Annotated in this window: 25 protein-coding genes; 5 read left to right on the top strand and 20 right to left on the bottom strand. The window is 63.3% G+C overall.

Annotation, left to right across the window (positions count from 1 at the left end):
• Window positions 1-27: 27 nt before the first annotated feature.
• From rplS to QZZ02_RS08385, 12 genes are all read right to left on the bottom strand, one after another.
• Window positions 28-426 carry a 50S ribosomal protein L19 gene (rplS, locus tag QZZ02_RS08440; protein WP_291843650.1) on the bottom strand — a complete coding sequence of 133 codons (399 nt, stop codon included), beginning with the start codon at window positions 424-426 and terminating at the stop codon, window positions 28-30.
• Complete coding sequence (gene trmD / locus QZZ02_RS08435) at window positions 423-1,163, bottom strand: tRNA (guanosine(37)-N1)-methyltransferase TrmD (protein ID WP_291843649.1); 741 nt, start codon at window positions 1,161-1,163, stop codon at window positions 423-425. Before trmD ends, rplS begins: the two co-directional genes overlap by 4 nt.
• Window positions 1,156-1,713, bottom strand: a complete 558-nt coding sequence (rimM, locus tag QZZ02_RS08430; RefSeq protein ID WP_291843646.1) for a ribosome maturation factor RimM — start codon at window positions 1,711-1,713, stop codon at window positions 1,156-1,158. The genes trmD and rimM overlap by 8 nt, the downstream gene beginning before the upstream one ends.
• Window positions 1,714-1,915: 202 nt before the next feature.
• Complete coding sequence (gene rpsP / locus QZZ02_RS08425; RefSeq protein WP_291843645.1) at window positions 1,916-2,374, bottom strand: 30S ribosomal protein S16; 459 nt, start codon at window positions 2,372-2,374, stop codon at window positions 1,916-1,918.
• A gap of 36 nt (window positions 2,375-2,410) precedes the next feature.
• On the bottom strand, window positions 2,411-3,973 hold the full coding sequence (ffh, locus tag QZZ02_RS08420) for a signal recognition particle protein (protein ID WP_291843644.1): 1,563 nt from the start codon (window positions 3,971-3,973) through the stop codon (window positions 2,411-2,413).
• Between the two features lie 215 nt (window positions 3,974-4,188).
• Window positions 4,189-4,380 carry a hypothetical protein gene (locus QZZ02_RS08415; RefSeq protein ID WP_291843643.1) on the bottom strand — a complete coding sequence of 64 codons (192 nt, stop codon included), beginning with the start codon at window positions 4,378-4,380 and terminating at the stop codon, window positions 4,189-4,191.
• 396 nt (window positions 4,381-4,776) lie between these two features.
• Entirely contained in the window at window positions 4,777-5,088 is a 312-nt protein-coding gene (locus tag QZZ02_RS08410; RefSeq protein ID WP_291843642.1) for a hypothetical protein, read from the bottom strand.
• A 123-nt stretch (window positions 5,089-5,211) separates the two neighbouring features.
• Window positions 5,212-5,580, bottom strand: coding sequence for a hypothetical protein (locus QZZ02_RS08405; protein WP_291843641.1), 369 nt, complete (start codon window positions 5,578-5,580; stop codon window positions 5,212-5,214).
• Window positions 5,581-5,737: 157 nt separating this feature from the next.
• Complete coding sequence (locus QZZ02_RS08400) at window positions 5,738-7,015, bottom strand: dicarboxylate/amino acid:cation symporter (RefSeq protein ID WP_291843640.1); 1,278 nt, start codon at window positions 7,013-7,015, stop codon at window positions 5,738-5,740.
• Between the two features lie 98 nt (window positions 7,016-7,113).
• Window positions 7,114-7,416, bottom strand: coding sequence for a hypothetical protein (locus tag QZZ02_RS08395; protein WP_291843639.1), 303 nt, complete (start codon window positions 7,414-7,416; stop codon window positions 7,114-7,116).
• 127 nt (window positions 7,417-7,543) lie between these two features.
• The gene (locus QZZ02_RS08390; RefSeq protein ID WP_291843638.1) at window positions 7,544-8,065 is read right to left on the bottom strand and encodes a carboxymuconolactone decarboxylase family protein; all 522 of its coding nucleotides are present in this window, start codon (window positions 8,063-8,065) and stop codon (window positions 7,544-7,546) included.
• Between the two features lie 121 nt (window positions 8,066-8,186).
• Window positions 8,187-8,732, bottom strand: a complete 546-nt coding sequence (locus tag QZZ02_RS08385; RefSeq protein ID WP_291843637.1) for a peroxiredoxin — start codon at window positions 8,730-8,732, stop codon at window positions 8,187-8,189.
• Between the two features lie 122 nt (window positions 8,733-8,854).
• Between QZZ02_RS08385 and QZZ02_RS08380 the strand changes: the two genes are divergently transcribed.
• The 3 genes from QZZ02_RS08380 to QZZ02_RS08370 all read left to right on the top strand — a co-directional run bounded on the left by QZZ02_RS08380 (window position 8,855) and on the right by QZZ02_RS08370 (window position 10,944).
• A complete protein-coding gene (locus QZZ02_RS08380) occupies window positions 8,855-9,763 on the top strand; it encodes a hydrogen peroxide-inducible genes activator (protein WP_291843636.1) in 909 nt (302 codons plus the stop codon).
• A gap of 115 nt (window positions 9,764-9,878) precedes the next feature.
• Window positions 9,879-10,403 carry a MarR family transcriptional regulator gene (locus QZZ02_RS08375; RefSeq protein WP_291843634.1) on the top strand — a complete coding sequence of 175 codons (525 nt, stop codon included), beginning with the start codon at window positions 9,879-9,881 and terminating at the stop codon, window positions 10,401-10,403.
• Between the two features lie 10 nt (window positions 10,404-10,413).
• Window positions 10,414-10,944: a DUF4166 domain-containing protein gene (locus QZZ02_RS08370; RefSeq protein WP_291843633.1), complete on the top strand. Its 531-nt coding sequence runs from the start codon at window positions 10,414-10,416 to the stop codon at window positions 10,942-10,944.
• Between the two features lie 10 nt (window positions 10,945-10,954).
• On the opposite strand, the gene arsC is transcribed toward QZZ02_RS08370, so the two are convergent.
• Entirely contained in the window at window positions 10,955-11,308 is a 354-nt protein-coding gene (gene arsC / locus QZZ02_RS08365; RefSeq protein ID WP_291843632.1) for an arsenate reductase (glutaredoxin), read from the bottom strand.
• 85 nt (window positions 11,309-11,393) lie between these two features.
• On the bottom strand, window positions 11,394-12,242 hold the full coding sequence (locus QZZ02_RS08360) for a CoA ester lyase (RefSeq protein WP_291843631.1): 849 nt from the start codon (window positions 12,240-12,242) through the stop codon (window positions 11,394-11,396).
• Window positions 12,243-12,287: 45 nt separating this feature from the next.
• Between QZZ02_RS08360 and QZZ02_RS08355 the strand changes: the two genes are divergently transcribed.
• Window positions 12,288-13,163 carry a PfkB family carbohydrate kinase gene (locus tag QZZ02_RS08355; RefSeq protein WP_291843630.1) on the top strand — a complete coding sequence of 292 codons (876 nt, stop codon included), beginning with the start codon at window positions 12,288-12,290 and terminating at the stop codon, window positions 13,161-13,163.
• A gap of 32 nt (window positions 13,164-13,195) precedes the next feature.
• Window positions 13,196-14,335: a serine hydrolase domain-containing protein gene (locus QZZ02_RS08350; protein ID WP_291843628.1), complete on the top strand. Its 1,140-nt coding sequence runs from the start codon at window positions 13,196-13,198 to the stop codon at window positions 14,333-14,335.
• Window positions 14,336-14,359: 24 nt separating this feature from the next.
• Here QZZ02_RS08350 and QZZ02_RS08345 read toward each other — a convergent pair whose 3' ends face one another.
• From QZZ02_RS08345 to QZZ02_RS08320, 6 genes are all read right to left on the bottom strand, one after another.
• Window positions 14,360-14,761: a hypothetical protein gene (locus tag QZZ02_RS08345; RefSeq protein ID WP_291843627.1), complete on the bottom strand. Its 402-nt coding sequence runs from the start codon at window positions 14,759-14,761 to the stop codon at window positions 14,360-14,362.
• A 79-nt stretch (window positions 14,762-14,840) separates the two neighbouring features.
• Window positions 14,841-15,800, bottom strand: a complete 960-nt coding sequence (locus tag QZZ02_RS08340) for an alpha/beta hydrolase (protein ID WP_291843625.1) — start codon at window positions 15,798-15,800, stop codon at window positions 14,841-14,843.
• A 106-nt stretch (window positions 15,801-15,906) separates the two neighbouring features.
• Window positions 15,907-16,815, bottom strand: a complete 909-nt coding sequence (gene rarD / locus QZZ02_RS08335; RefSeq protein WP_291843624.1) for an EamA family transporter RarD — start codon at window positions 16,813-16,815, stop codon at window positions 15,907-15,909.
• 104 nt (window positions 16,816-16,919) lie between these two features.
• Window positions 16,920-17,939, bottom strand: a complete 1,020-nt coding sequence (locus tag QZZ02_RS08330) for an aspartate-semialdehyde dehydrogenase (RefSeq protein ID WP_291843623.1) — start codon at window positions 17,937-17,939, stop codon at window positions 16,920-16,922.
• 345 nt (window positions 17,940-18,284) lie between these two features.
• Window positions 18,285-18,596: a hypothetical protein gene (locus tag QZZ02_RS08325; protein WP_291843622.1), complete on the bottom strand. Its 312-nt coding sequence runs from the start codon at window positions 18,594-18,596 to the stop codon at window positions 18,285-18,287.
• Window positions 18,593-19,180: a hypothetical protein gene (locus tag QZZ02_RS08320; protein ID WP_291843621.1), complete on the bottom strand. Its 588-nt coding sequence runs from the start codon at window positions 19,178-19,180 to the stop codon at window positions 18,593-18,595. Before QZZ02_RS08320 ends, QZZ02_RS08325 begins: the two co-directional genes overlap by 4 nt.
• Window positions 19,181-19,301: the final 121 nt, after the last annotated feature.

Below are 19,301 nucleotides of genomic sequence, written 5' to 3'. Positions count from 1 at the left end.
CGTCTCGCTGTCGCGAAGAGCGTGGGACTAGCCCTTCTTCTTCGGCTCGCGCTTTTCGATGCCACGGCCGCTGACGCGCTCGGCGATACGGGCCGACTTGCCGCGACGGTCGCGCAGGTAATACAGCTTGGCGCGGCGGACCTTGCCTTTGCGCTTGATCTCGATCTGCTCGACATTCGGCGAGTAGAGCGGGAAGACGCGCTCGACGCCTTCACCGAAGGAGATCTTGCGAACGGTGTAGCTCTCGTTCAGGCCACCGCCATTGCGGGCGATGCAGACGCCTTCGAAGACCTGGATCCGCTCACGTTCGCCTTCCTTGATGCGAACATGGACGCGCAGCGTATCGCCGGCGCTGAAATCCGGAATTTCCTTGTCACCCAGGACGCGGGCGGCTTCTTCTTGTTCAAGCTGCTCGATCATGTTCATCGTGCATTCTCCTTGCGGGCCTTGTACCTCGTCCAGAGGTCGGGGCGACGCGCCTTCGTAATTTTCTCAGCCTGCTCCTGGCGCCACGCCGCGATGCGACCATGATGCCCCGACAACAGGACCTCCGGGATCTCCTGACCCTCAAACACGCGCGGTCGCGTGTAGTGAGGATATTCGAGGAGATCACCCTCGAAACTCTCATCCTCGGCCGACATCGGGTCGCCCAGCACGCCGGGGAGAAGTCTCACACAGGCCTCGATGAGAACCTGCGCGGGCGCTTCGCCCCCGGCCAGCACGGCATCGCCAACACTGACCTCTTCCATCTCGCGGCTTTCTATGACCCTCTGGTCGAGGCCTTCGAAGCGTCCGCAAAACACGACAACGCCCGGACCCGTCGCCCATTCCCGAACCCGGGACTGGGCCAGCGGTTTTCCGCGCGGCGTCAAATAGATCAACGGTCGTTTCCCGCCTTGCCAGCGAGACTGCACCGCATCAATCGCCTCCGTCGCGACATCCGGCCTGAGCACCATACCGGCGCCTCCGCCAGCAGGGGTGTCGTCCACGGAGCGGTGCTTATGACGGGAAAAATCCCGGATGTCCACAGTTTCAAGCGCCCACAACCCATGATTCGCAGCTGTTGCAATAAGCGAAACACCCAGGGGCCCCGGAAAGGCTTCCGGGAAGAGGGTGAGCGCGGTCGCGGTCCATGGCAGGGAAGGGGTTTGGGCGTCAGTCATCCGGTGCTCCGCCCGCCTCTTCCTCGACCTTCGAACCCACATCCTCCGGCGGGTCGATCGTGATCAGACCCTCGGCCAGCGAGACATGCGGCACGAATTCGCGGGTGAAGGGGAGCATCCAGCTGCCGTTCCGGTCGGGCGTGCCGGTGATTTCCAGCAGATCGCCGGAGCCGAAATCATGGACGGCCTTCAGCGTACCCATCGGGCTGCCATCAAGGCTCTGGACTTTCAGGCCGAGGAGGTCGGCATGGTAGAATTCGTCATCCTCGAGCACCGGCAGGGCTGCGCGCGGGATATAGAGCCGTGTGCCCTTGAGGGCCTGGGCCTGGTCGCGGTCGAGCGGTTCGGCGAAGCGGACAATGAAGCCGTCCTTGACCGGACGCGCTGATTTCGGGGTCAGGAAAGGCTGGCCCTCGGCATCGAGGAATTGGCCATAGGTGAAGGCGTCAGCCGGATTGCCGGCAAAGCTCTTGGCCTTGCATTCGCCCTTCACGCCGTGTGCGCCGGCGAGGGCGGCAATGAAGACGAGATCGTCGGCGGGCGTGGTCATGGGGCGTTTGTCCGGTTGGTCTTCAGGTCCTCGCCCTGACCAGGCGAGGTGGGCTCTCCGCAGCACGGGCGAAGGAGGGGGCGGCGTGGGTGAAACGGTTCGCGCCACAACGCTGTCGCGTTTCACCCCTACCGTCTGCCGCGCGGACACCTTCCCCATCAAGGGGAAGGATCATCCGCGCCTGGTCGCAGAAAAAACCGTCCTACTCGGACTTTTCTTCTTCAGCAGCAGCTTCAGCGGCCGGAGCCTCTTCAGCCGGAGCTTCCTCAGCTGCCGGGGCTTCGGCAGCGGCCTTGGCTTCTTCAGCGGCCGCCTTGCGCTCGGCTTCCTTCTCGGCCTTCTCGGCAGCGAGTTCCTTGGCTTTCTGGCCCGGCTCGGCCTTTTGCGGGTTGTTGCCGGCTTCCCACTTCCAGGCGTCAGCCTCGATCTGGTGGATGAAACGGCCCACGCGATCGGTCGGCTTGGCGCCCTTGGCCAGCCAGGCCTTCACTTTTTCCATGTCCAGCTGGACGCGCTCGCCGTCCTTCGGGAGCATCGGATTGTAGGACCCGATCTTTTCGATGAAGCGGCCATCGCGCGGCGAACGGCTGTCGGCAACGACGATACGGTAGTAGGGACGCTTCTTGGCGCCACCACGGGCGAGACGGATTTTCAGAGACATGAGGTATTCCTTCAGTTTGATCTTTGAATAACGCGATTACTTCTTCGGCAGGCCCAGGGGCAGTCCGTCCGGACCGAGCGGCGCGCCGCCCAGACCCGGCAGGCCCGCGGGCTTGCTGGTGTTCGAATTGCCAAGGCCGGGCAGTTGCGCGCCCGACGGGGTCTTGCCGCCAAGCAGGCCCTGGGTGGCACGGCCCATATCGGCCGGATTCATGCCGCCCATCTGGCCGCCCATGCCCGGCGGCATGCCGCCGCCCATGCCGCCCATCATGCCGGCCAGGCCGCCGCGGCCGCCCTTGGCGACCTTCTTCATCATGTCCGCCATCTGGCGGTGCATCTTGATCAGCTTGTTGACGTCGGCGACAGTTACGCCGGAACCGGCGGCAATGCGCTTCTTGCGACTGGCCTTGAGGATTTCCGGCTTGGCCCGCTCCTGGCGGGTCATCGACTGGATGATGGCTTCCTGGCGGGTCAGCATCTTGTCGTCCATGCCGGCGGCCGCCGCCTGGGCCTGCATCTTCTTGTTCATGCCGGGCAGCATGCCCATGATCCCGCCCAGACCGCCCATGGTCTTGAGCTGGCTGAACTGCTCGCGCAGATCGTCGAGGTCGAACTTGCCCTTGGCCATTTTCCTGGCCATGCGGGCGGCTTTTTCCTCGTCGACATTCTGGGCGGCTTTTTCGACCAGCGAAATAATGTCGCCGCGACCGAGGATGCGGCCTGCGACGCGCTTGGCGTCGAAAGCGTCCAGCCCGTCGGGCTTTTCCGAGACACCAAGGAATTTGATCGGCAGGCCGGTGACATGGCGCATCGACAGCGCCGCACCGCCGCGGCCATCGCCATCCATACGGGTCAGCACCAGGCCGGTCAGCGGCAGGCGCTCATGGAAGCGGCGGGCGGTCTCGACGGCGTCCTGACCGGTCAGGGCGTCGGCGACCAGCAGGGTCTCGTGCGGATTGGTGACGCGCGCAATCTCGTGCGCCTCGGCCATCATGTCCTCGTCGATCGAGGTGCGACCGGCAGTGTCGAGGATGACGACGTCAAAGCCCTGCAGACGCCCGGCGCTCATGGCGCGCTTGGCGATGTCGACGGCGCGCTGGTTCGGGACAATCGGCAGGAAGGCGACGTCGATCTGGCCGGCCAGTTGCTGCAGCTGTTCCATCGCCGCCGGGCGACGGGTATCGAGGGAGGCCAGCAGGACCTTTTTCTTGCGCGTGTCCTGGATGCGCTTGGCCAGCTTGGCCGAGGTCGTGGTCTTGCCCGAGCCTTGCAGGCCGGCCATCAGGATGGCGATCGGCGGTTCGCCGTCCAGCGACAGGCCGACCGGCTCTCCCTCGCCGCCCAGGAGGTCGACCAGGGCGTCGTGCACGATCTTGATGACCTGCTGGCCCGGCGACACGGCGCGGATGACGTTCTCGCCGATCGCGCGTTCGCGGATCTGCTTTGTCGCGGCCTTCACAACGTCCAGGGCGACATCGGCTTCGAGCAGGGCGACGCGGATTTCGCGCAGCGCCGCATCGACATCCTTCTCCGACAGCACACCACGGCCGGTGAGCTTGTCGAAGACGCCGCCAAGTCGTTCTGTGAGTGTGTCGAACATCAAAACCTCAATCCGTCGCCATCATCACAAAGCAAAGCAGCCCCGCTGAGCGAAACCTTCGCCGAGCAGGGTTCTCGCCGGCCTCCCCCGACCAGTTGGTGCGGATGTGCCGGTAAGACAAGCGTGATGCTTGCATGATGAAGCGGGGCTAGTACGTGGCGTGTGGAAAAGAGTCAAGCCGGCCCGTGGCCGCAAGCGGTGGGCCGTTCAGGCCGTCAGCGTGTTTCGACGACCGTTTCCGCCTCGCTGGCGACGATGATGTCGTGACTCTGGCTGAAGCTCAGGTCAGGGCGATCCGGACGGGCCGATAGCATGGCGCCGAAGAGCGACGCAAAGATCAGGGCCGCCGTCAGCCACAAAAGGGCTGTCTTTGCGAGCGTGCTGATTGCGAAATGTGCCTTGGCCATGATGTCCTCGGGGCAATTGCCCGACCTGTGTACGTGTGAGCATTCCAGCGCTGACTCCGTTAACGGAGCCCTACGGCCGGGGATCGAAGCGTCTTTAGCGTTAAAAACGGATAAAATTCGCCTCAACTTGTCGTGTCGACGTACCCGATGATTGTGGCGCCAATATGGGAAGGGCGACCTGCCGTTCAAGACCCGGCCGAACAGACGTGTTCAGGCGGACCGGTTTACATTGGTTTTCAAGAGTACGCCGACCCGCTCGCCAAGGGCAGTAAGGCGGAGCAGGTCGGCGCGGGGACGAGCGGGCGCTGCGTTCTTGGAGGGTGAGGCCTCACCCGCTCAGGGACATGAGAAGATACGCCGGCCAGGCCATCCTGGATGACTCGACGGAAAAAATTCTCAGGCCGGACGCAGGCGCCGCCAGATACGCCGCGCCCTGACGCAAAGCCAGACCCCGGCCCAGACATTTCCGAGCACCGGGAGTGGAAGGATCCACACCAGTGCCCAGCGCCAGTCATCCTCGAAGCCGGCAATCAGTACGGCGCTGATGAGAAAGCCGAAATAAAGATCGGCGAGCGTCACAATTCCCCAGGGCTGCGCGGTAAGCCAGGCACCGGCCGCGCCGAAGTCACCGTTCCGGACGGCCCAGACGATCAGGACGGACAAGGCGAGGCTGCCAACCAGGGCGAGGATGCGTATCAGGAGGGTCATGCATGCGCTTACGCTCGTGGCAGCCATCCGGATCAGCCCGTCGCGTGGCGGCGTGTCAGTCCCTGTCGGGCAGGCCGGGGCCGTGCCGGACCGGTTCGCGGCTGTATTCGGGAAACGGGACAGTCAGCAACCGTCGAACACCATCGACATCGCGCCGTTGCGAAACGCGATCTGCGTGAAGGCGATGCGCTGGTCTGGGGGCACCGAGTCCGGGGCACAGCATGCCGCGAGGAAATCCGACGTATCGGCGATCCGTCGACCCTGCCGGCTCATGCCGAAACAGCGGATTTCGGCCGGTACCAGACCGGTATCGTGGGCATTGATGGTCATGATCCAGGCCGTCCCGTCGGCGCCGTTATTGCCATGGCCGACCTGGACAACGGGCATCACCGAGGCCTTCATGGTGGCGCCTCCCTGATCCGCGTGACGTGAATTCCCATCCATGTTTTTGCGCGGTTCCAGCGTTTGCGAGGCGAGTCCGTCGTACGGCATCGTCTTCAATCAGGTCGGCGGCCCGGGCGGCACTGTTTGCGCCGCGGGTGCCGAAGGCGTGGATGGCGATCTTCATAACAGGACGGCCCTCCGGTCTGCCGCTGTCAGGACAGGTGGAGGGCCGACTCGTTCTGGTTCAACGGCTTTTGCCGCAACGCTAGATGACGGCCGGTTCGCGGAAGCGTTCCTCGTCCAGCTCGCCTTCCCACTTCGCCACTGCGGTGGCGACTGCGGCATCGCCGGTCACGTTCACTGCCGTGCGCGCCATGTCCATGATCCGGTCAACCGGCAGAATGAACCCGACGATGATGGCTGTGTGTTCGGCGCTGACGCCGAATGTGCTCAGCACCGTCGCGAGCAGGAAGAGTGAGGCGGATGGGATGCCGGCTGCCCCGATCGACACGATCGCCGCCGTAAAGGCGATCATGAGATAATTCCCGAACGTCAGGTCATAGCCGAAGGCCTGTGCGGTGAAGAGCGCGAGAATGCCAAGATAGAGGGCGGTCCCGTCCATGTTGATGGTCGATCCCAATGGCAGGACTGATCCGGCGACCGACTTCTTGACGCCGAGATTGTCCGAGGCAGCCGCGATCGTGACCGGCAGCGTCGCTGAGGACGAGGCGGTGGAGTAGGCGACCGCAATCGCATCTGTCATGCCGCGGAAAAAGCGGACCAACGGCAGATTGAGGACGATCCTGATGATGAAACCATATGTCACCACAGCGTGGATGAAGAGGCCAAGATAGACGGCGAGGATGAGCGTCAGGATGGCTTGCAGGGCTTCCACCCCTTGGCTGACCGTGGTGTAGGCGACGAGTGAAAAGACGCCGAACGGGGCAATTTCCATCACGTAATGGGTGACTTTCAGGATCACGTCCGACGCGGAATTGAAGAAATCGCCCAGCGGCTTGCCGGCGGCCCCGGTCGCGATGATGCCAATGCCGACCAACAGCGCGAAGAATATGATCGCCAGGACGTCGCCATCGGCAAGGGCGGCAACAGGGTTTTCCGGGACAATGGAGAGAAGCCGGTCGATCAGCGATGGCGCTTCGCCGAAGCTGACCGGTTCGGCGCTGGCAGCACTGAGATCAACGCCGGCACCGGGACGCATGACCGTGCCCATGACCAGGCCGATGATATTGGCGAAGAAGGTTGTCGCCAGATACATCCCGAAGGTCATCAGCCCCAGCGTGCCGAGTTTTGACGGCTTGCCCATTGCGATGATTCCGGCCACCAGGGTCGAGAAGATCAGCGGTACAATCATCATGCGGATCAGCCGGATGAACAGGGTTCCGACCCAGCGAAGATTGTCGTCAATCCACGCCGCCGCTGCGTCTTGTCCGATGACCGAGGCCAAGGCCAGTCCGAACGCGACGCCGAGCGCCATGGCGCCGATAACGCGCTGCCACAGCTTGATCTTGAACCACCAGCCCATGAAGTCTCTCCCCGATCCCTGCGTGCCTCACGGGCGCGCTGATGCGTTCGCACACTAGTGGGTGCGTGGTCAGGGTCAATCTTTCGGAGTGGTTGGGCTCAGCCGGCCCTGGCGGCATAGGCCGCCTTGAGGATGAGGGCTGGCAGATTGATCGCGATCGCGGCAATGCCGGCGAGGATCAGCAGGGATGATGCGCCGCCGCTGCCGAGAAACAGGCCGAGCGTAATCAGTCCGGCGCCCAGGATGGCGGTGCGCGACGTGCGCAGCCAGGAAATGTCATTGTAACAGCGGGCCCGGTTGATCGTGTCGTTCGAAAACCAGACCCGTCCGCCGCGGATGTCATGGTCCGTGCGGCTAGTCCGGCGTGGTAGCGGATCGAGCGTATGATCTATAAGCGACATACGATCATTGTACGGACGTTTTTATGAAAATCAACGGGCCTGTTGAAAACCTGCCTTGACTCCCGTTTTACAACGCATTGGAAGCGGGCCTTGAGACCCGCTTCCGCGTTGCAGCAAAGTCGCCTAATCAGGATTCAGCAGCAATCACTGCCGCCACGGCGTTTACCGTCGCCGCAATACGCACCGCGGCCTGGATCTGTGTGGTGGTCAGGCCATGCTTGCGCAGCTCGGCCTCGTGGCTGTCGATGCACAGGCCGCAACCATTGATCGCGGACACGGCAAGCGACCAGAGCTCGAAATCGGCCTTGTCGACGCCCGGATTGGCGAGAATGTTCATTCGCAACCTGGCCGGCAGCGTGCCGTATTCCTTGTTCTTCGACAGGTGGATGAAGCGGTAGTACACATTGTTCATGCCCATGATCGCCGAGGCTGCCTTGGCGCCATTGATGGCTTCGGCACTCAGATGGGCTTCGGCTTCGGCCTTGATCGCCGCGAGGGTTTTTGGTTCACCGATCGCGTGGGCCGAGGCGAGAAAGCTTCCCCATTTTTTCTGATCGTCGAGATCGGTCTCCCGCGCCAGGGAGGACAGGTTCAGCTTCAGGTCCTTGGCGTATTCGGGCAGGTCGGATTTCAGGGTATCAAGCGACATGGCGCATTCCTGTGTGTTCTGGGCAGGGAGGGGCGATCCCGGATACGCTTCGCGGTCTGGCGGGCGGGCTCCGGGATCGCTGGCGGGCCCCGGAGGGATGGCCCGCCAGCTCTTTGTCTGATTAGAGCGTGTCGCCGCCAACCGGACGGTTGCACGGGCAAAGCTCGTCGGTCTGCAGGGCGTCGAGAACACGCAGCGTGTCTTCCGGATTGCGACCGACATTCAGGTTGGTCACATAGACGTGCTGGATCACATTGTGCGGGTCGACAATGAAGGTGGCGCGGTAGGCAACGCCGGCGTCTGAGCGGATGCCAAGGCTGTCGATCAGCGAACCGGTTGTGTCGGCAAACTGCCACATTCCGAGCTTGTCGAGATCCGGGTGTTCGCGGCGCCAGGCCAGCTTGCAGAACTCATTGTCCGAGGACCCGCCCATGACGATCGCATCGCGATCGGCAAATTCTTCAGCCAGATTGGCGAAGGCAACGATCTCGGTCGGGCAGACGAAGGTGAAATCCTTCGGGTAGAAGAAGATGACCTTCCACTTGCCCTCAAAACTGTCCTGATCGATCGGCTCGAAAGCTGATACGCCGTTTTCCTCATGCGCGTTGAAGCCCGGCTTCACGCCAGTGATTTCGAATTCCGGAAGTTTTTCGCCGATACCCAGCATGGTGTCTCTCCTAGGGACGTGGCGGCTTGATTGCCGACCTTGGAATGAGGGCGGTATGCTGCGCTGCAAAAGATAAATCCAATGGATTGTTTCTGGCGAACCCATAGGTATTATCAATACGTATGAGCCAGCTTCCCACCCTCCGGCAACTGCAATTCATCATCGCGCTCGCAGAACACGGCAGTTTCTCCCGTGCGGCCGAAGCGGTCTTTGTGACCCAGCCCACATTGAGTGCGGCGATCAAGGAGCTGGAGACGATACTCGGCACGGTTCTGGTCGAGCGCGGTGCGCGTGGCGCAGTTCTGACACCGGCGGGCGATGCCGTGCTGGAGCGGGCGCGCCGGGTCATGACAGAGGCCGAGGATCTCGTCATCGCCGCCCAGGCCGCCGGTGAGCCGCTGGCCGGTCCGTTCAAACTCGGCGTGATCCCGACGATCGCGCCTTTCCTTCTGCCGCAGATTTTGCCCGCCCTGCGGGCCCGGTTTCCCGATATCGAACTTTTCCTGCGCGAGGACCTGACTGACCGCCTCTTCGATGCGCTGCGGGAGCGCCGCCTTGATGCCGCACTGGTCGCCTTGCCCTATGATGCACCAATGATCGAGACCCATGCGGTCTGGTCGGACGAGTTCCTCTTCGCAGCACCGCCCGACCACCCGCTGACGCGGCGCGCCACACTCTCTCCGTCCGATCTCGCCGATGAACCGCTGCTTTTGCTGGAGGACGGACACTGCCTGCGTGATCACGCCCTCACGGCCTGTTCGACCGGGTCGGCCCGCTCCGACTTTGCCGCGACCAGCCTGCACACCCTGGTCCACATGGTGAAATCGGGATTGGGCGCGACCCTGCTGCCCCGCATGGCGGTGGATGCCGGGCTGGTTGATCGCATGGGGCTTGAAGTGAGGGCTTTTGACCCTCCGGTGGCCGGACGCGAGATTGGCGTGGCCTGGCGAAAGGGTTCGGCTCGGGCCGAAGAGGCCATCCAGCTCGGCGATGCGATCCGCGACATCCTGGACGCACCGGCGGCTGACTGACGGGTCCGGCCCGGATGACCCGCTGACGCCCGGCGCCTGCGGCATGACGGCGCGCGACAGGATCCACCGCGCCTGTTAGTTTCTGTTCAAACAGAAATTGAAGAAAGTCGTCCCGATGAAGCTCTCAGCGCCCATGCAACGCTTTGTCCTGCACTGGGGCGAAATGGGCGCCCGCTGGGGCGTCAATCGTTCCATCGCCCAAATCCATGCGCTGCTTTATCTCGCCGAAGCGCCGCTGCATGCTGAAGAAATAACCGAGCTCCTGCAGATCGCGCGCTCCAATGTGTCCAACTCACTCAAGGAGTTGCAGGCTTTGGGCCTGGTCCGGCGGGAACATGTGCTGGGCGACAGGCGCGATCATTTCAGCGCCACGCATGAGCCCTGGGACATGCTGATGGCGATCGCCGAAGCCCGAAAACAGCGCGAAATCGACCCGATGATCGAGATCCTGCGTGAATGCGCTGAAGCGGCTGAGCAGGATCCGGATACGCCCCGACTCGCGGTCGAGCGCCTGCGTCGGATGGAAGGCTTCGTCGGCAATCTGACCGGCTGGTACGCCCAGATTCGCAAGCTACCGCAGGGCACACTTCTCAAGCTGATGCAGATGGGCAGCCGCATCGCCCGCTTCGTCGGCGGATGAGGCGAGGCCCATGAGCCATCTTTATCAAGCATTGCTGGGATCTGCCTGGGAATGTCTGCCCGAGGCAACGCGGCAGCTTCATTCACCCGATCCGGCCGTTCTGCTGGAGGGGCGGGTCGATATCGAGCGCGGCGCCAACCCCCTGGCCGGCCTGCTGGCGTTTGGGATCGGCTTGCCGCGCTCCGGCATCGACCAACCTGCACTTGTCCGGGTGAGCCGCGAACCGGATGGCGAACTGCTGGAACGCTGGTATGACGGCCGCCATTTTGCGACTTGGCAGGGCCGGGAGGCTGGCCTGCTGGTCGAGCGCTTCGGCCCCTTCCTGTTGCGCTTCGAGCTGCAGATGGAGGCGGACACGCTACAATTCCGACAACACAGCGTGGCGTGTTGGGGCATCGAGTTGCCGGGCTGGCTGGCGCCGGCGATCAGGGCAAGTGAGCGCGGAGACGCGGTCAGCCACCGCTTCGACGTGGCGCTGCGATTGCCGCTGCTTGGGCAGATCATCCGGTATCAAGGTGAGGTCAGGCTGGCGGCGGACTGAGCTTCGCGGCTCAGAAAAGTTCCAGGACCTGTTCCGGCGGCCGCCCGATCATCGCCTTGCCGCCATGGATGACGACGGGCCGTTCGATCAGCTTGGGATAGTCGGTCATTGCCTTGAACAGGGCTTCCTCGTCCTCGACTGCCTTCAGCCCGAGTTCGCGATAGTCCGGCTCGGCCTTGCGCAGCCATTCATGCGCCGACACAAAGCCCAGCATTTTCATGACGGCTTTCAGTTCCGCCACGCTGGGGGTGTCTTCCATATAGTCGCGCACGACCAATTCACCGCCGCGGGCCTCAAGCAAGGCCAGCGTCTGCCGGGATTTCGAACAGCGCGGATTGTGCCAGATAGTGGTCGAATCGATCATTGGGTGTCCCTCAAGAACAGCCATGAAAGCCGGTCTTGTACTGCAACATCAAGTCTGGGCCTGCGTTTCATCTGCATTTTGCGGTTCAGGAATCGTTTTCGCTGGCGGTGGAGAGCAGTGCTCGCGCGGCTTCCAGGTGCAGGCGCTCCACCATGTCCCCATCCAGCGAAATCACGCCCTTGCCGGCATTTTGCGGATCAGCAAAGGCCGCGACGATCTTTGCTGCCTGCTCCAGATCGCGCGAGGTCGGGCCGTAATAAAGATGCGCCAGGTCAACCTGGCCGGGGTGGATCAGCGTCTTGCCGTCGAACCCGAGCAGGCGTCCCTGTTCGGCCTCGGCCCGGAAGCCTTTCGGGTCGCGAAAATGGTTGTAGACCCCGTCCAGCACGTAAAGTCCGCGGGCCCGGGCCGCACAAACCAGACTGGCGAGATGTGGCACGAGGGCCAGTCGGTTCTGCTCTGACGAGCACCGCAACGCCTTGCAAAGATCATTGGTACCGGCGACAAGCCCGGCAAGCCCGGTACCGACAGCCCCGGATATGGCGTTGAGCGCCATCAGGGCGCGCGGCGTTTCGATCATCGCCCAGATCGGCACCGATGAGCCGTGCGAGCTGAGGGCCGAGCGGGCGGCGTGAAGATCGCCCACCTGTTCGACCTTGGGCAGTACGACCGCGTCGGCTCTGGCGGCGGCGCGGATGTCGGCTGCGCCCCACTCGGTCTCAAGAGAATTGATGCGGACGGCACGGATCGCGCCGGAGACATCCCACTGGCGCAGCGTGTCGTCGACAAGCTCGCGCGCGTCCTGTTTCTCCTCCGGGCCCACGGCGTCCTCAAGGTCAAGGATCAGCAGGTCGGCGCCGACATGAGCAGCCTTCGCGATCGCGCGCGGATTGGAGGCGGGGACGAAGAGGGCTGAACGGATCAGTCGGCGCATCAAGTCGTTTCCGGGGCTTCTGCTCGGTGAGGTTTTGGATATAGCATGTTTTCCATGCCGATGGCGCTGATCCTTTCCAGTCATGTCGCCGCTTCCATGGTCGGAGGCGGAGCGTCGCAGCGCGTCCTGAACGCCGCAAAAATCGACACCATGCTGGTGCCGACCGTGCTGTATGGCCGGCATCCCGGCTGGGGCGCGCCGGGCGGCGGCCCGGTCGAACAGGACATGTTCGAAAGCATCCTGTCCGGCATCTCCGACCAGGGGCTTCTTGACGTCACGGATGTCGTGCTGACGGGTTACTTCGCGGATGTTGGCCAGGTTTTCGACACGGCTGCGGTCATCGATGTCGTGCGCAAGGGGCGACGCGTCAACAAGGGCGTGAAAGCCTTCTCGCGAGACCCGATTGTGGTGGTTGATCCCATCATGGGGGATGCACCCGCAGGCCTCTATGTCCCGGCACCGATCGCGGCGGCAATCAAGGACCAGCTGATCAGCCGCGCGGATCTGGTCACGCCCAACCTGTTCGAGCTTGGGCACATCACCGGCCGGCCGCTGACCGATCTCGCTTCAATGGTCCGCGCGGCGCGCGCGATGGGTCGCCCGGTTCTGGTCTCCTCGCTGCCGCGCCATGGCCGGATCGGCGTGCTTTATGTGGACGAGACCCAGGCCTGGCTGGTAACCCATGACCGCTTCCCCAAGGCGCCGAACGGGACTGGGGACGCGCTGACTGCGGCTTTTATCAATCAGATCATCGCCGGCGAGGATGCGAAGACCGCCCTCGAGAAATCCGTCGCCGCTACGGTGAGCCTGGTCATGCGGGCCCATGAATGGTCCGCACCGGAGCTGCCACTGGTCGCCGCCGCCGACGTCCTGACCACGCCGCTGGTGACGCTTGAAGCCGAGCCAGCCCAGCCCGCTTGATCGCTGTCGCGGCGCGCGCTAGCCAGAGGGCCATGAGCATCGACACCCTGCCTGCCCTTCATGGCCATGTCGCCGCCGGCTTCGAGCCGGTCGCGGACGCCTTTCTCGCCAACTGGACCGATCAGGACGAGATCGGCGCCGGCTTCGCGCTCAGCATCGACGGTGAGTCGGTCGTGGATATCCATGCCGGCTGGGCTGACCGCAAGAAGAGTGTCGCCTGGCAGAGCGATACGCTGGTTCCGGTCTATTCGACCGGCAAGGCGATCGCGGCGCTCGTCATCGCCCGCCTCGTCGACCGTGCCCTTCTGTCCTATGATGCGCCTGTGGCCGACTACTGGCCGGAATTCGCCGCGGGCGGAAAGTCCAGTGTCACCGTCGCGCAGGCGCTCTCCCACCAGGCCGGCCTGTCCGGAATCGCCGAGGAGATGGATGCCGGTGACTGGTTCGACGCGGCCCTGATCGAGGACCGGCTGGCCAGGCAGGCGCCGCTCTGGGAGCTCGGCACGGGATCGGGTTATCACCCGGTCACCTTCGGCTTCATCGCAGATGCCCTGGCGCGCCGGACCGACGGACGCTCGATCGGGGCGATCCTGCGTGAGGAAATCTGTGGTCGGCGTGGCATCGACTTCCATGTCGGCCTGGCCGAAAGCGAACATGTCCGCACGGCCGAACACGCCATGCCGCGTCAGGTGCCGGACCTGGGTGACCGTAACCTTCCGCGCGAGCTCGCCTTCCTGAAACCCTGGTCCTCACCGGGCCGACGCGGGGCAACGGAATGGCGCAAGGCCGAGTTTCCGGCGGCCAACGCCCATGCAACCGCTGCAGCCCTGGCGCGTCTGATGACGGTCTATGCCGACCACGGCCGACTGGACGGCAAGCGTTTCATCTCCGAGGCGACGCTGGCGGATCTGGTCAAGGAACGTGTCAGCGGCCCGGACAAAGTCCTGCCCTTCGACCTGTCATGGGGGGCCGGGGTGATGCGCAACACCAAGCCGGGCTTTTATGGCCCGACGCCAGAGACGATTGGCCATTCCGGCTGGGGCGGATCCTGTGCTTTTGCCGATCCGGTTCACAATCTGACCGGCGCCTATGTCATGAACCGCCAGCATCACTACCTTGCCGGCGACCCGCGCCCGGTCCGGATCATCGAAGCGGTTTACGGCTGCCTCTAGTCGGGTTGCGGTCAAGCGGGCGGATCAGGCCTGGTCTTCGGCCAGCCAGGCCAGCGCTTCGGTGCGATTGGTGAAGACCTCGATCTTGGTCTTCCAGCCTTCACGTGTCATCGCAGACCAGAGCTCCGGGATGATCCGCTTGAGGTCATCAGCGCACACCAGCGCAGTCTTGGGTGCGTGACCCTCGCGATAGCGCTCATTCCAGCCGCGCATGAAAGCCTGGTGATCCTTCATGGCCTGCGGTGTGAAGGTTTCCAGCGTTGCCAGGTCGTCGATGATCAGCAGCATGTCGAAATTGGAGCGCCAGCCTGGAATTCCCGGCAATTCGGCGATGGCGTGGCGCAGATTCAGCATGGTGGTTTCGGCGCCGAACACCAGTTCGGCGACCTTCAGATTGCTGTACAACGTCCAGCGTGCCTTGCCCATCAGGCTCCCCGGTGCTCACTTGTGCCGAGGATAGACCTGTTCAGCGCCTGACGTCTAAACGATTTTCTCCGGAACTGCGTCACGCCGGGAAACGGCGTTCGAGCCAGTCCAGCAGATAGGCGTTCAGCTCGTCGGGCGCTTCCCACATCGTCCAGTGGCCGCAGCCCTCGATGATGGCGAATTCGACATCCTTGCACAGGGCCGGCATCCATCCGGTCAGCTTGGGCGGCAACATGAAGTCGAGCTCGGCCGACACCATCAGGCAGGGCAAGGCGATGCGGTGGTCGACGCCGCCCATGCGCTGCCAGTTGGCGTCAAAGTTCCGGTAAAGATTGATGCCGGGGCCAAAGCCGGTCCGGCGATAGGCCTCGGCATAGACGGCGCGGTCTTCCGGCGCGACGACAATCCGCTTTTCCGGCCGGCCTTCGAACTTTTCGAACTGGGCCGGGATATGGGTGATGTCGGGGAAATAATCCTCGAGCTTTCCGATCTTGGGCGGAGATCCGAAGATGAAGGCGAAGAAGGCGTCTTCCTTGCCTTCGAAGACGCTCTCCGCATAGCCTGGCTCCTGGAAGCGCAGGATATAGTGGTCATCCCCGCCGATCTCGCGAAAGGCCTCGGTCGGCGCCTGGGCGCCGCGCGGCAGGTGAGGCGTATTGACCCCGATCACCCCGTCAAACCGGTCGGCCGCCAGCATGGCGGCATGCCAGGTGATGATCCCGCCCCAGTCATGACCGACCCAGACCGCCTTGTCGTGACCCAGCGCGTCGAGCAGGCCCGTCAGGTCGGCGATCAGTGTATCGATGTCGTAGTTCTCCGCCCCCTCGGGGCAGTCCGAGGCACCGAAACCACGCAGATCCGGCGCGATGACGCGGTAGCCGACATTGGCCAGTACATGAATTTGGTTTTTCCAGGAATAGGCGAGCTCCGGCCAGCCATGGACCAGGAGGAGCGGTTGCCCGTCTTCCGGCCCGGCGAGGTGAACGGAGAGCTCGATGCCATTGCTGGCAATGCGCCGGGGCGCCGGAAAATCAGTCATGGCAGGGCCTTGTCGCAATCGGGAAATCTGGTTCCGATCAAATCAGTGCAGAATTGCGGGCAGGAGAGGGCAGCCAACCTGCCCGGTCAAGGCCGGCAGCAGCGCGTCAGGCGTCCTCGGCAAGGGCATCCAGCTTGCGCTCGCGGCGGATCTGGCTCCAGGTGAAACATCCGACCCCGGTCCAGATCAGCGCGAAGGTGATCAGGTGACCGGTCTCGAAGGTCTCGCCGCCCATGACCCCGATCGAGAATTGCAGCGTCGGCGCGATGAACTGGAGCAGCCCCATGGTCGACAGGCGCAGCCCGCGCACTCCGATCGTATAGAGCAGGAGCGGGATCACCGTGACTGCGCCGGCCGCGATCAGCAGGCCCGACTGCAATGGGGTCTCGAAGAAATGCCCTGTCCCGCTCGCCTGCAGCCAGGCAAAGCCGATGATCGCGAAGGGCAGGATGAAGAGGGTTTCCCACAACAGGCCGACCCGACCGTCGACGGCTGCGACCTTTCGCAGATAGCCATAGGCGGTGAAGGTGGTTGCCAGCATCAGCGAAATCCACGGCACTTCGCCGACTGTAAGGATCTGGTTGGCGACACCCAGGGCGGCCAGCGAAATCGCCGCGATGCGCCAGGGGCCGAGCGGCTCACGCAGGATGATAACGCCGACCGCGACGCTCATCAGCGGGTTGATGTAATAGCCCAGGGACGCCTGCAGGACGTGGCCGGAATTGACGGCATAGATGAAGCCCCACCAATTGACCGAGATCAGCGCCGAGGTGGCGAGCAGGGTCAGCAGGGTGCGGCGATCCGCCAGCACACCGAGGGCGGCCCGCAGCCGCCCGGACAGGGCGAGCGAGCCAGCCAGCAGCGGCACCGCCCAGATCACCCGGTGCAGGATGATCTCGACGGCGCTGGCAAAGTCCAGGGTCTGGAAAAACAGGGGCGAGATGCCCCAGATCAGGTAGCCGGAAAGGCCGGCGGCCAAGGCGCGGCGCATATCGTTTGAGGTGTCGGTGGACATGCGGGCTCCGTGGTCGATGTCGTGCATCGCACATAGGGAGCCCGCCTGTCGATGGCGACCCGCTTATTGCGCATGGCCGATCTGCGTCGGCTTGTGCAGCCGGGTCAGCGGCCGACCAGGCCCTTGTTCAGAAGGCCTTCCGCGATTTGTACGGCGTTCAATGCGGCACCCTTGCGCAGATTGTCGGAGACGATCCATAGCGCCAGACCATTCTCGACGGTCGGGTCCTCACGGACCCGGGAGACAAAGGTGGCGAACTCGCCGACACATTCGACCGGCGTCACATAACCCTCGTCCTCGCGCTTGTCGATCACCATCAGGCCCGGGCTTTCGCGCAGCAGGTCGCGGGCCTCGCCGGCCGACATCGGGCCGTCCAGTTCGAGATGGGCCGCGATCGAGTGACCGACAAAGACCGGGACGCGCGCGCAGGTCGCGAACAGCTTGATCCGGGTGTCGAGAATCTTCTTGGTCTCCGCCATCATCTTCCACTCTTCCTTGGTGGAACCGTCTTCCATGAAAACGTCGATATGGGGGATGACATTGAAGGCGATCTGCTTGGTGAAGGCCTGCGGGTCGACACCGTCATTGACGAAAATGCCTTTCGTCTGGGTCCACAGCTCATCCATGCCGGCCTGGCCGGCGCCGGACACGGACTGGTAGGTCGCGCAATTGACGCGCTTGATCCCGACCCGGTCGTGGATCGGCTTGAGGGCAACGACCAGCTGGATGGTGGAGCAGTTCGGATTGGCAATGATGCCCTTTTTCTTGACGCCGTCGAGCGCGTCCATATTCACTTCCGGCACGACCAGCGGCACGTCCGGGTCCATGCGCCAGGCCGAGGAATTGTCGACGACAATGGCGCCGGCCTTGGTGATCTTCGGTGTCCATTCCTTCGACACATCGCCACCGGCCGACATCAGGACGAGATCGACGGTGGAAAAGTCGAATGTGTCGGCATTCTTGCAGCGCAGGGTGCGGTCGCCATAGGAGAGCTCGACACCCATTGATTTGCGGCTGGCAAGGGCATGGATTTCATCAGCGGGGTAAAGACGTTCCGCCAGGATGGTGAGCATTTCCTTGCCCACGGCTCCGGTTGCTCCGAATACTGCTACTTTAACGCCCATTACGAGATGACCTTTCAAACGCCGAGGGGGTTTATCCATGCCGACGCGGTGCACATAAACCCGCTGGCCGGGACTGGCTAGGTTGATTTTGCGGTATGGTCGCGCGTTTCTGGGCGGTGGCGGCAAAAATTTCCAAGCTTTGAGCAGTTTCAGGTGGGAGGATGCCATGGATCCGCTGCGCCCCATCGGATTGATTTTTTGGCGGGCGGATCGCCTTGATGATCCCTTTGGCCGTGATCATGTCGATTTTCGCGCAGGGCAATCAGGCCCGGGCCGACGCCGGTCACCGGCCCGGGGCGGGCGCTGCCATGGATATCGTCAACAATTCCAACAAAACGTGTCGGATCAATCGCGTCTCGGCCGGTTCATGCGGTGCCAGATGCGCCAGGAGACCAGTGCGACAAACAGGATGACGATCAGCTCAAGGGCATTGATCCCGAAAAAGAGCGGCGTGATGAGGCGCTGCATCAGTCCCCAGGGGCCGTCATAGATTGTCTCGCCCTGGCGCCAGAAGCCGACATAGACGGCGACCGCGACGACAAGGGCGACACCGAAGAAGGCAAGGCGGATCATCGTCGCAGGATCAAAGGAGCGACCTGATCGCGCCTGTTCCTGCCGGTTGCGGCGTGTGCGCTCCAGAAAGCGGCGACGGGTCATTCCTCCCCCTCATTGGCATTGCTGGCCGGCGTGTTGATATCGCGGAAAATGTCCAGCGCATCATCGAGATTGATATCCTGGGCGGCGCAGGCCTCGACCGGCTGGCGAAAGCTGGCCTGGTTGGCATTGCTCCAGCAGGCGCCGTTGATGGAACAGTAGCAGATCTCAAGCTCCAGGCCACGCAGGGCCGCCTGCATGCGGCTTCCGACATCACCGCCGATGACCTCGAACGCGACCAGGTCTTCGCCGACCGACAGGACGGAACTCGCCGCGGATGCGGTGGTCACCGAATACGTGCCCGCCAGGTCCGAAAACTGGGGCAGCTCCAGTGGGTGCCGGATTTCCTCGCCCTCGTAGAGAATCCGGAATTCGTGGATGAGGGCGGGACCCAGCCCCTTGTTGGACAGGGTCAGGCTGCCGGAATCCGCATTGACCGCGAAGGTAGCGTCGACATAGGGCCAGACCGCAGCGTCAAGCTGGCGATCCGAGGATCGCAATTCCAGGAAAGCGAAGAGCAGGGCGATTGCCGACATGGCAATGGCGCCGACAGACAGCAAGTATTGGTTCCGGTCATGGACGGTCATGCATGCCTCCTACCTGCCTTGATTATGCAGCCCCCACTGGGAAGTGCCACAGGAGTTTCATTTGCCTTGAAGGCGATTTCATGCGCATAAAAGCCGTGACGGGCGGCCGAACTGGCCGGAC

Origin of the sequence: Maricaulis sp., assembly GCF_015665295.1 — a bacterium.
In the GTDB taxonomy this organism is placed as follows: domain Bacteria; phylum Pseudomonadota; class Alphaproteobacteria; order Caulobacterales; family Maricaulaceae; genus Maricaulis.
The sequence above is the reverse complement of the archived record's forward strand: the minus strand, read 5'-3'. Positions and strand labels throughout refer to the sequence as shown.

Excerpts from the sequence above, each read along its gene's own strand:
- rplS (WP_291843650.1), bottom strand. The coding sequence starts at position 426 with ATGAACATGATCGAGCAGCTTGAACAAGAAGAAGCCGCCCGCGTCCTG.
- trmD (WP_291843649.1), bottom strand. The coding sequence starts at position 1,163 with ATGACTGACGCCCAAACCCCTTCCCTGCCATGGACCGCGACCGCGCTC.
- rimM (WP_291843646.1), bottom strand. The coding sequence starts at position 1,713 with ATGACCACGCCCGCCGACGATCTCGTCTTCATTGCCGCCCTCGCCGGC.
- rpsP (WP_291843645.1), bottom strand. The coding sequence starts at position 2,374 with ATGTCTCTGAAAATCCGTCTCGCCCGTGGTGGCGCCAAGAAGCGTCCC.
- ffh (WP_291843644.1), bottom strand. The coding sequence starts at position 3,973 with ATGTTCGACACACTCACAGAACGACTTGGCGGCGTCTTCGACAAGCTC.
- QZZ02_RS08415 (WP_291843643.1), bottom strand. The coding sequence starts at position 4,380 with ATGGCCAAGGCACATTTCGCAATCAGCACGCTCGCAAAGACAGCCCTT.
- QZZ02_RS08410 (WP_291843642.1), bottom strand. The coding sequence starts at position 5,088 with ATGACCCTCCTGATACGCATCCTCGCCCTGGTTGGCAGCCTCGCCTTG.
- QZZ02_RS08405 (WP_291843641.1), bottom strand. The coding sequence starts at position 5,580 with ATGCCGTACGACGGACTCGCCTCGCAAACGCTGGAACCGCGCAAAAAC.
- QZZ02_RS08400 (WP_291843640.1), bottom strand. The coding sequence starts at position 7,015 with ATGGGCTGGTGGTTCAAGATCAAGCTGTGGCAGCGCGTTATCGGCGCC.
- QZZ02_RS08395 (WP_291843639.1), bottom strand. The coding sequence starts at position 7,416 with ATGTCGCTTATAGATCATACGCTCGATCCGCTACCACGCCGGACTAGC.
- QZZ02_RS08390 (WP_291843638.1), bottom strand. The coding sequence starts at position 8,065 with ATGTCGCTTGATACCCTGAAATCCGACCTGCCCGAATACGCCAAGGAC.
- QZZ02_RS08385 (WP_291843637.1), bottom strand. The coding sequence starts at position 8,732 with ATGCTGGGTATCGGCGAAAAACTTCCGGAATTCGAAATCACTGGCGTG.
- QZZ02_RS08380 (WP_291843636.1), top strand. The coding sequence starts at position 8,855 with ATGAGCCAGCTTCCCACCCTCCGGCAACTGCAATTCATCATCGCGCTC.
- QZZ02_RS08375 (WP_291843634.1), top strand. The coding sequence starts at position 9,879 with ATGAAGCTCTCAGCGCCCATGCAACGCTTTGTCCTGCACTGGGGCGAA.
- QZZ02_RS08370 (WP_291843633.1), top strand. The coding sequence starts at position 10,414 with ATGAGCCATCTTTATCAAGCATTGCTGGGATCTGCCTGGGAATGTCTG.
- arsC (WP_291843632.1), bottom strand. The coding sequence starts at position 11,308 with ATGATCGATTCGACCACTATCTGGCACAATCCGCGCTGTTCGAAATCC.
- QZZ02_RS08360 (WP_291843631.1), bottom strand. The coding sequence starts at position 12,242 with ATGCGCCGACTGATCCGTTCAGCCCTCTTCGTCCCCGCCTCCAATCCG.
- QZZ02_RS08355 (WP_291843630.1), top strand. The coding sequence starts at position 12,288 with ATGTTTTCCATGCCGATGGCGCTGATCCTTTCCAGTCATGTCGCCGCT.
- QZZ02_RS08350 (WP_291843628.1), top strand. The coding sequence starts at position 13,196 with ATGAGCATCGACACCCTGCCTGCCCTTCATGGCCATGTCGCCGCCGGC.
- QZZ02_RS08345 (WP_291843627.1), bottom strand. The coding sequence starts at position 14,761 with ATGGGCAAGGCACGCTGGACGTTGTACAGCAATCTGAAGGTCGCCGAA.
- QZZ02_RS08340 (WP_291843625.1), bottom strand. The coding sequence starts at position 15,800 with ATGACTGATTTTCCGGCGCCCCGGCGCATTGCCAGCAATGGCATCGAG.
- rarD (WP_291843624.1), bottom strand. The coding sequence starts at position 16,815 with ATGTCCACCGACACCTCAAACGATATGCGCCGCGCCTTGGCCGCCGGC.
- QZZ02_RS08330 (WP_291843623.1), bottom strand. The coding sequence starts at position 17,939 with ATGGGCGTTAAAGTAGCAGTATTCGGAGCAACCGGAGCCGTGGGCAAG.
- QZZ02_RS08325 (WP_291843622.1), bottom strand. The coding sequence starts at position 18,596 with ATGACCCGTCGCCGCTTTCTGGAGCGCACACGCCGCAACCGGCAGGAA.
- QZZ02_RS08320 (WP_291843621.1), bottom strand. The coding sequence starts at position 19,180 with ATGACCGTCCATGACCGGAACCAATACTTGCTGTCTGTCGGCGCCATT.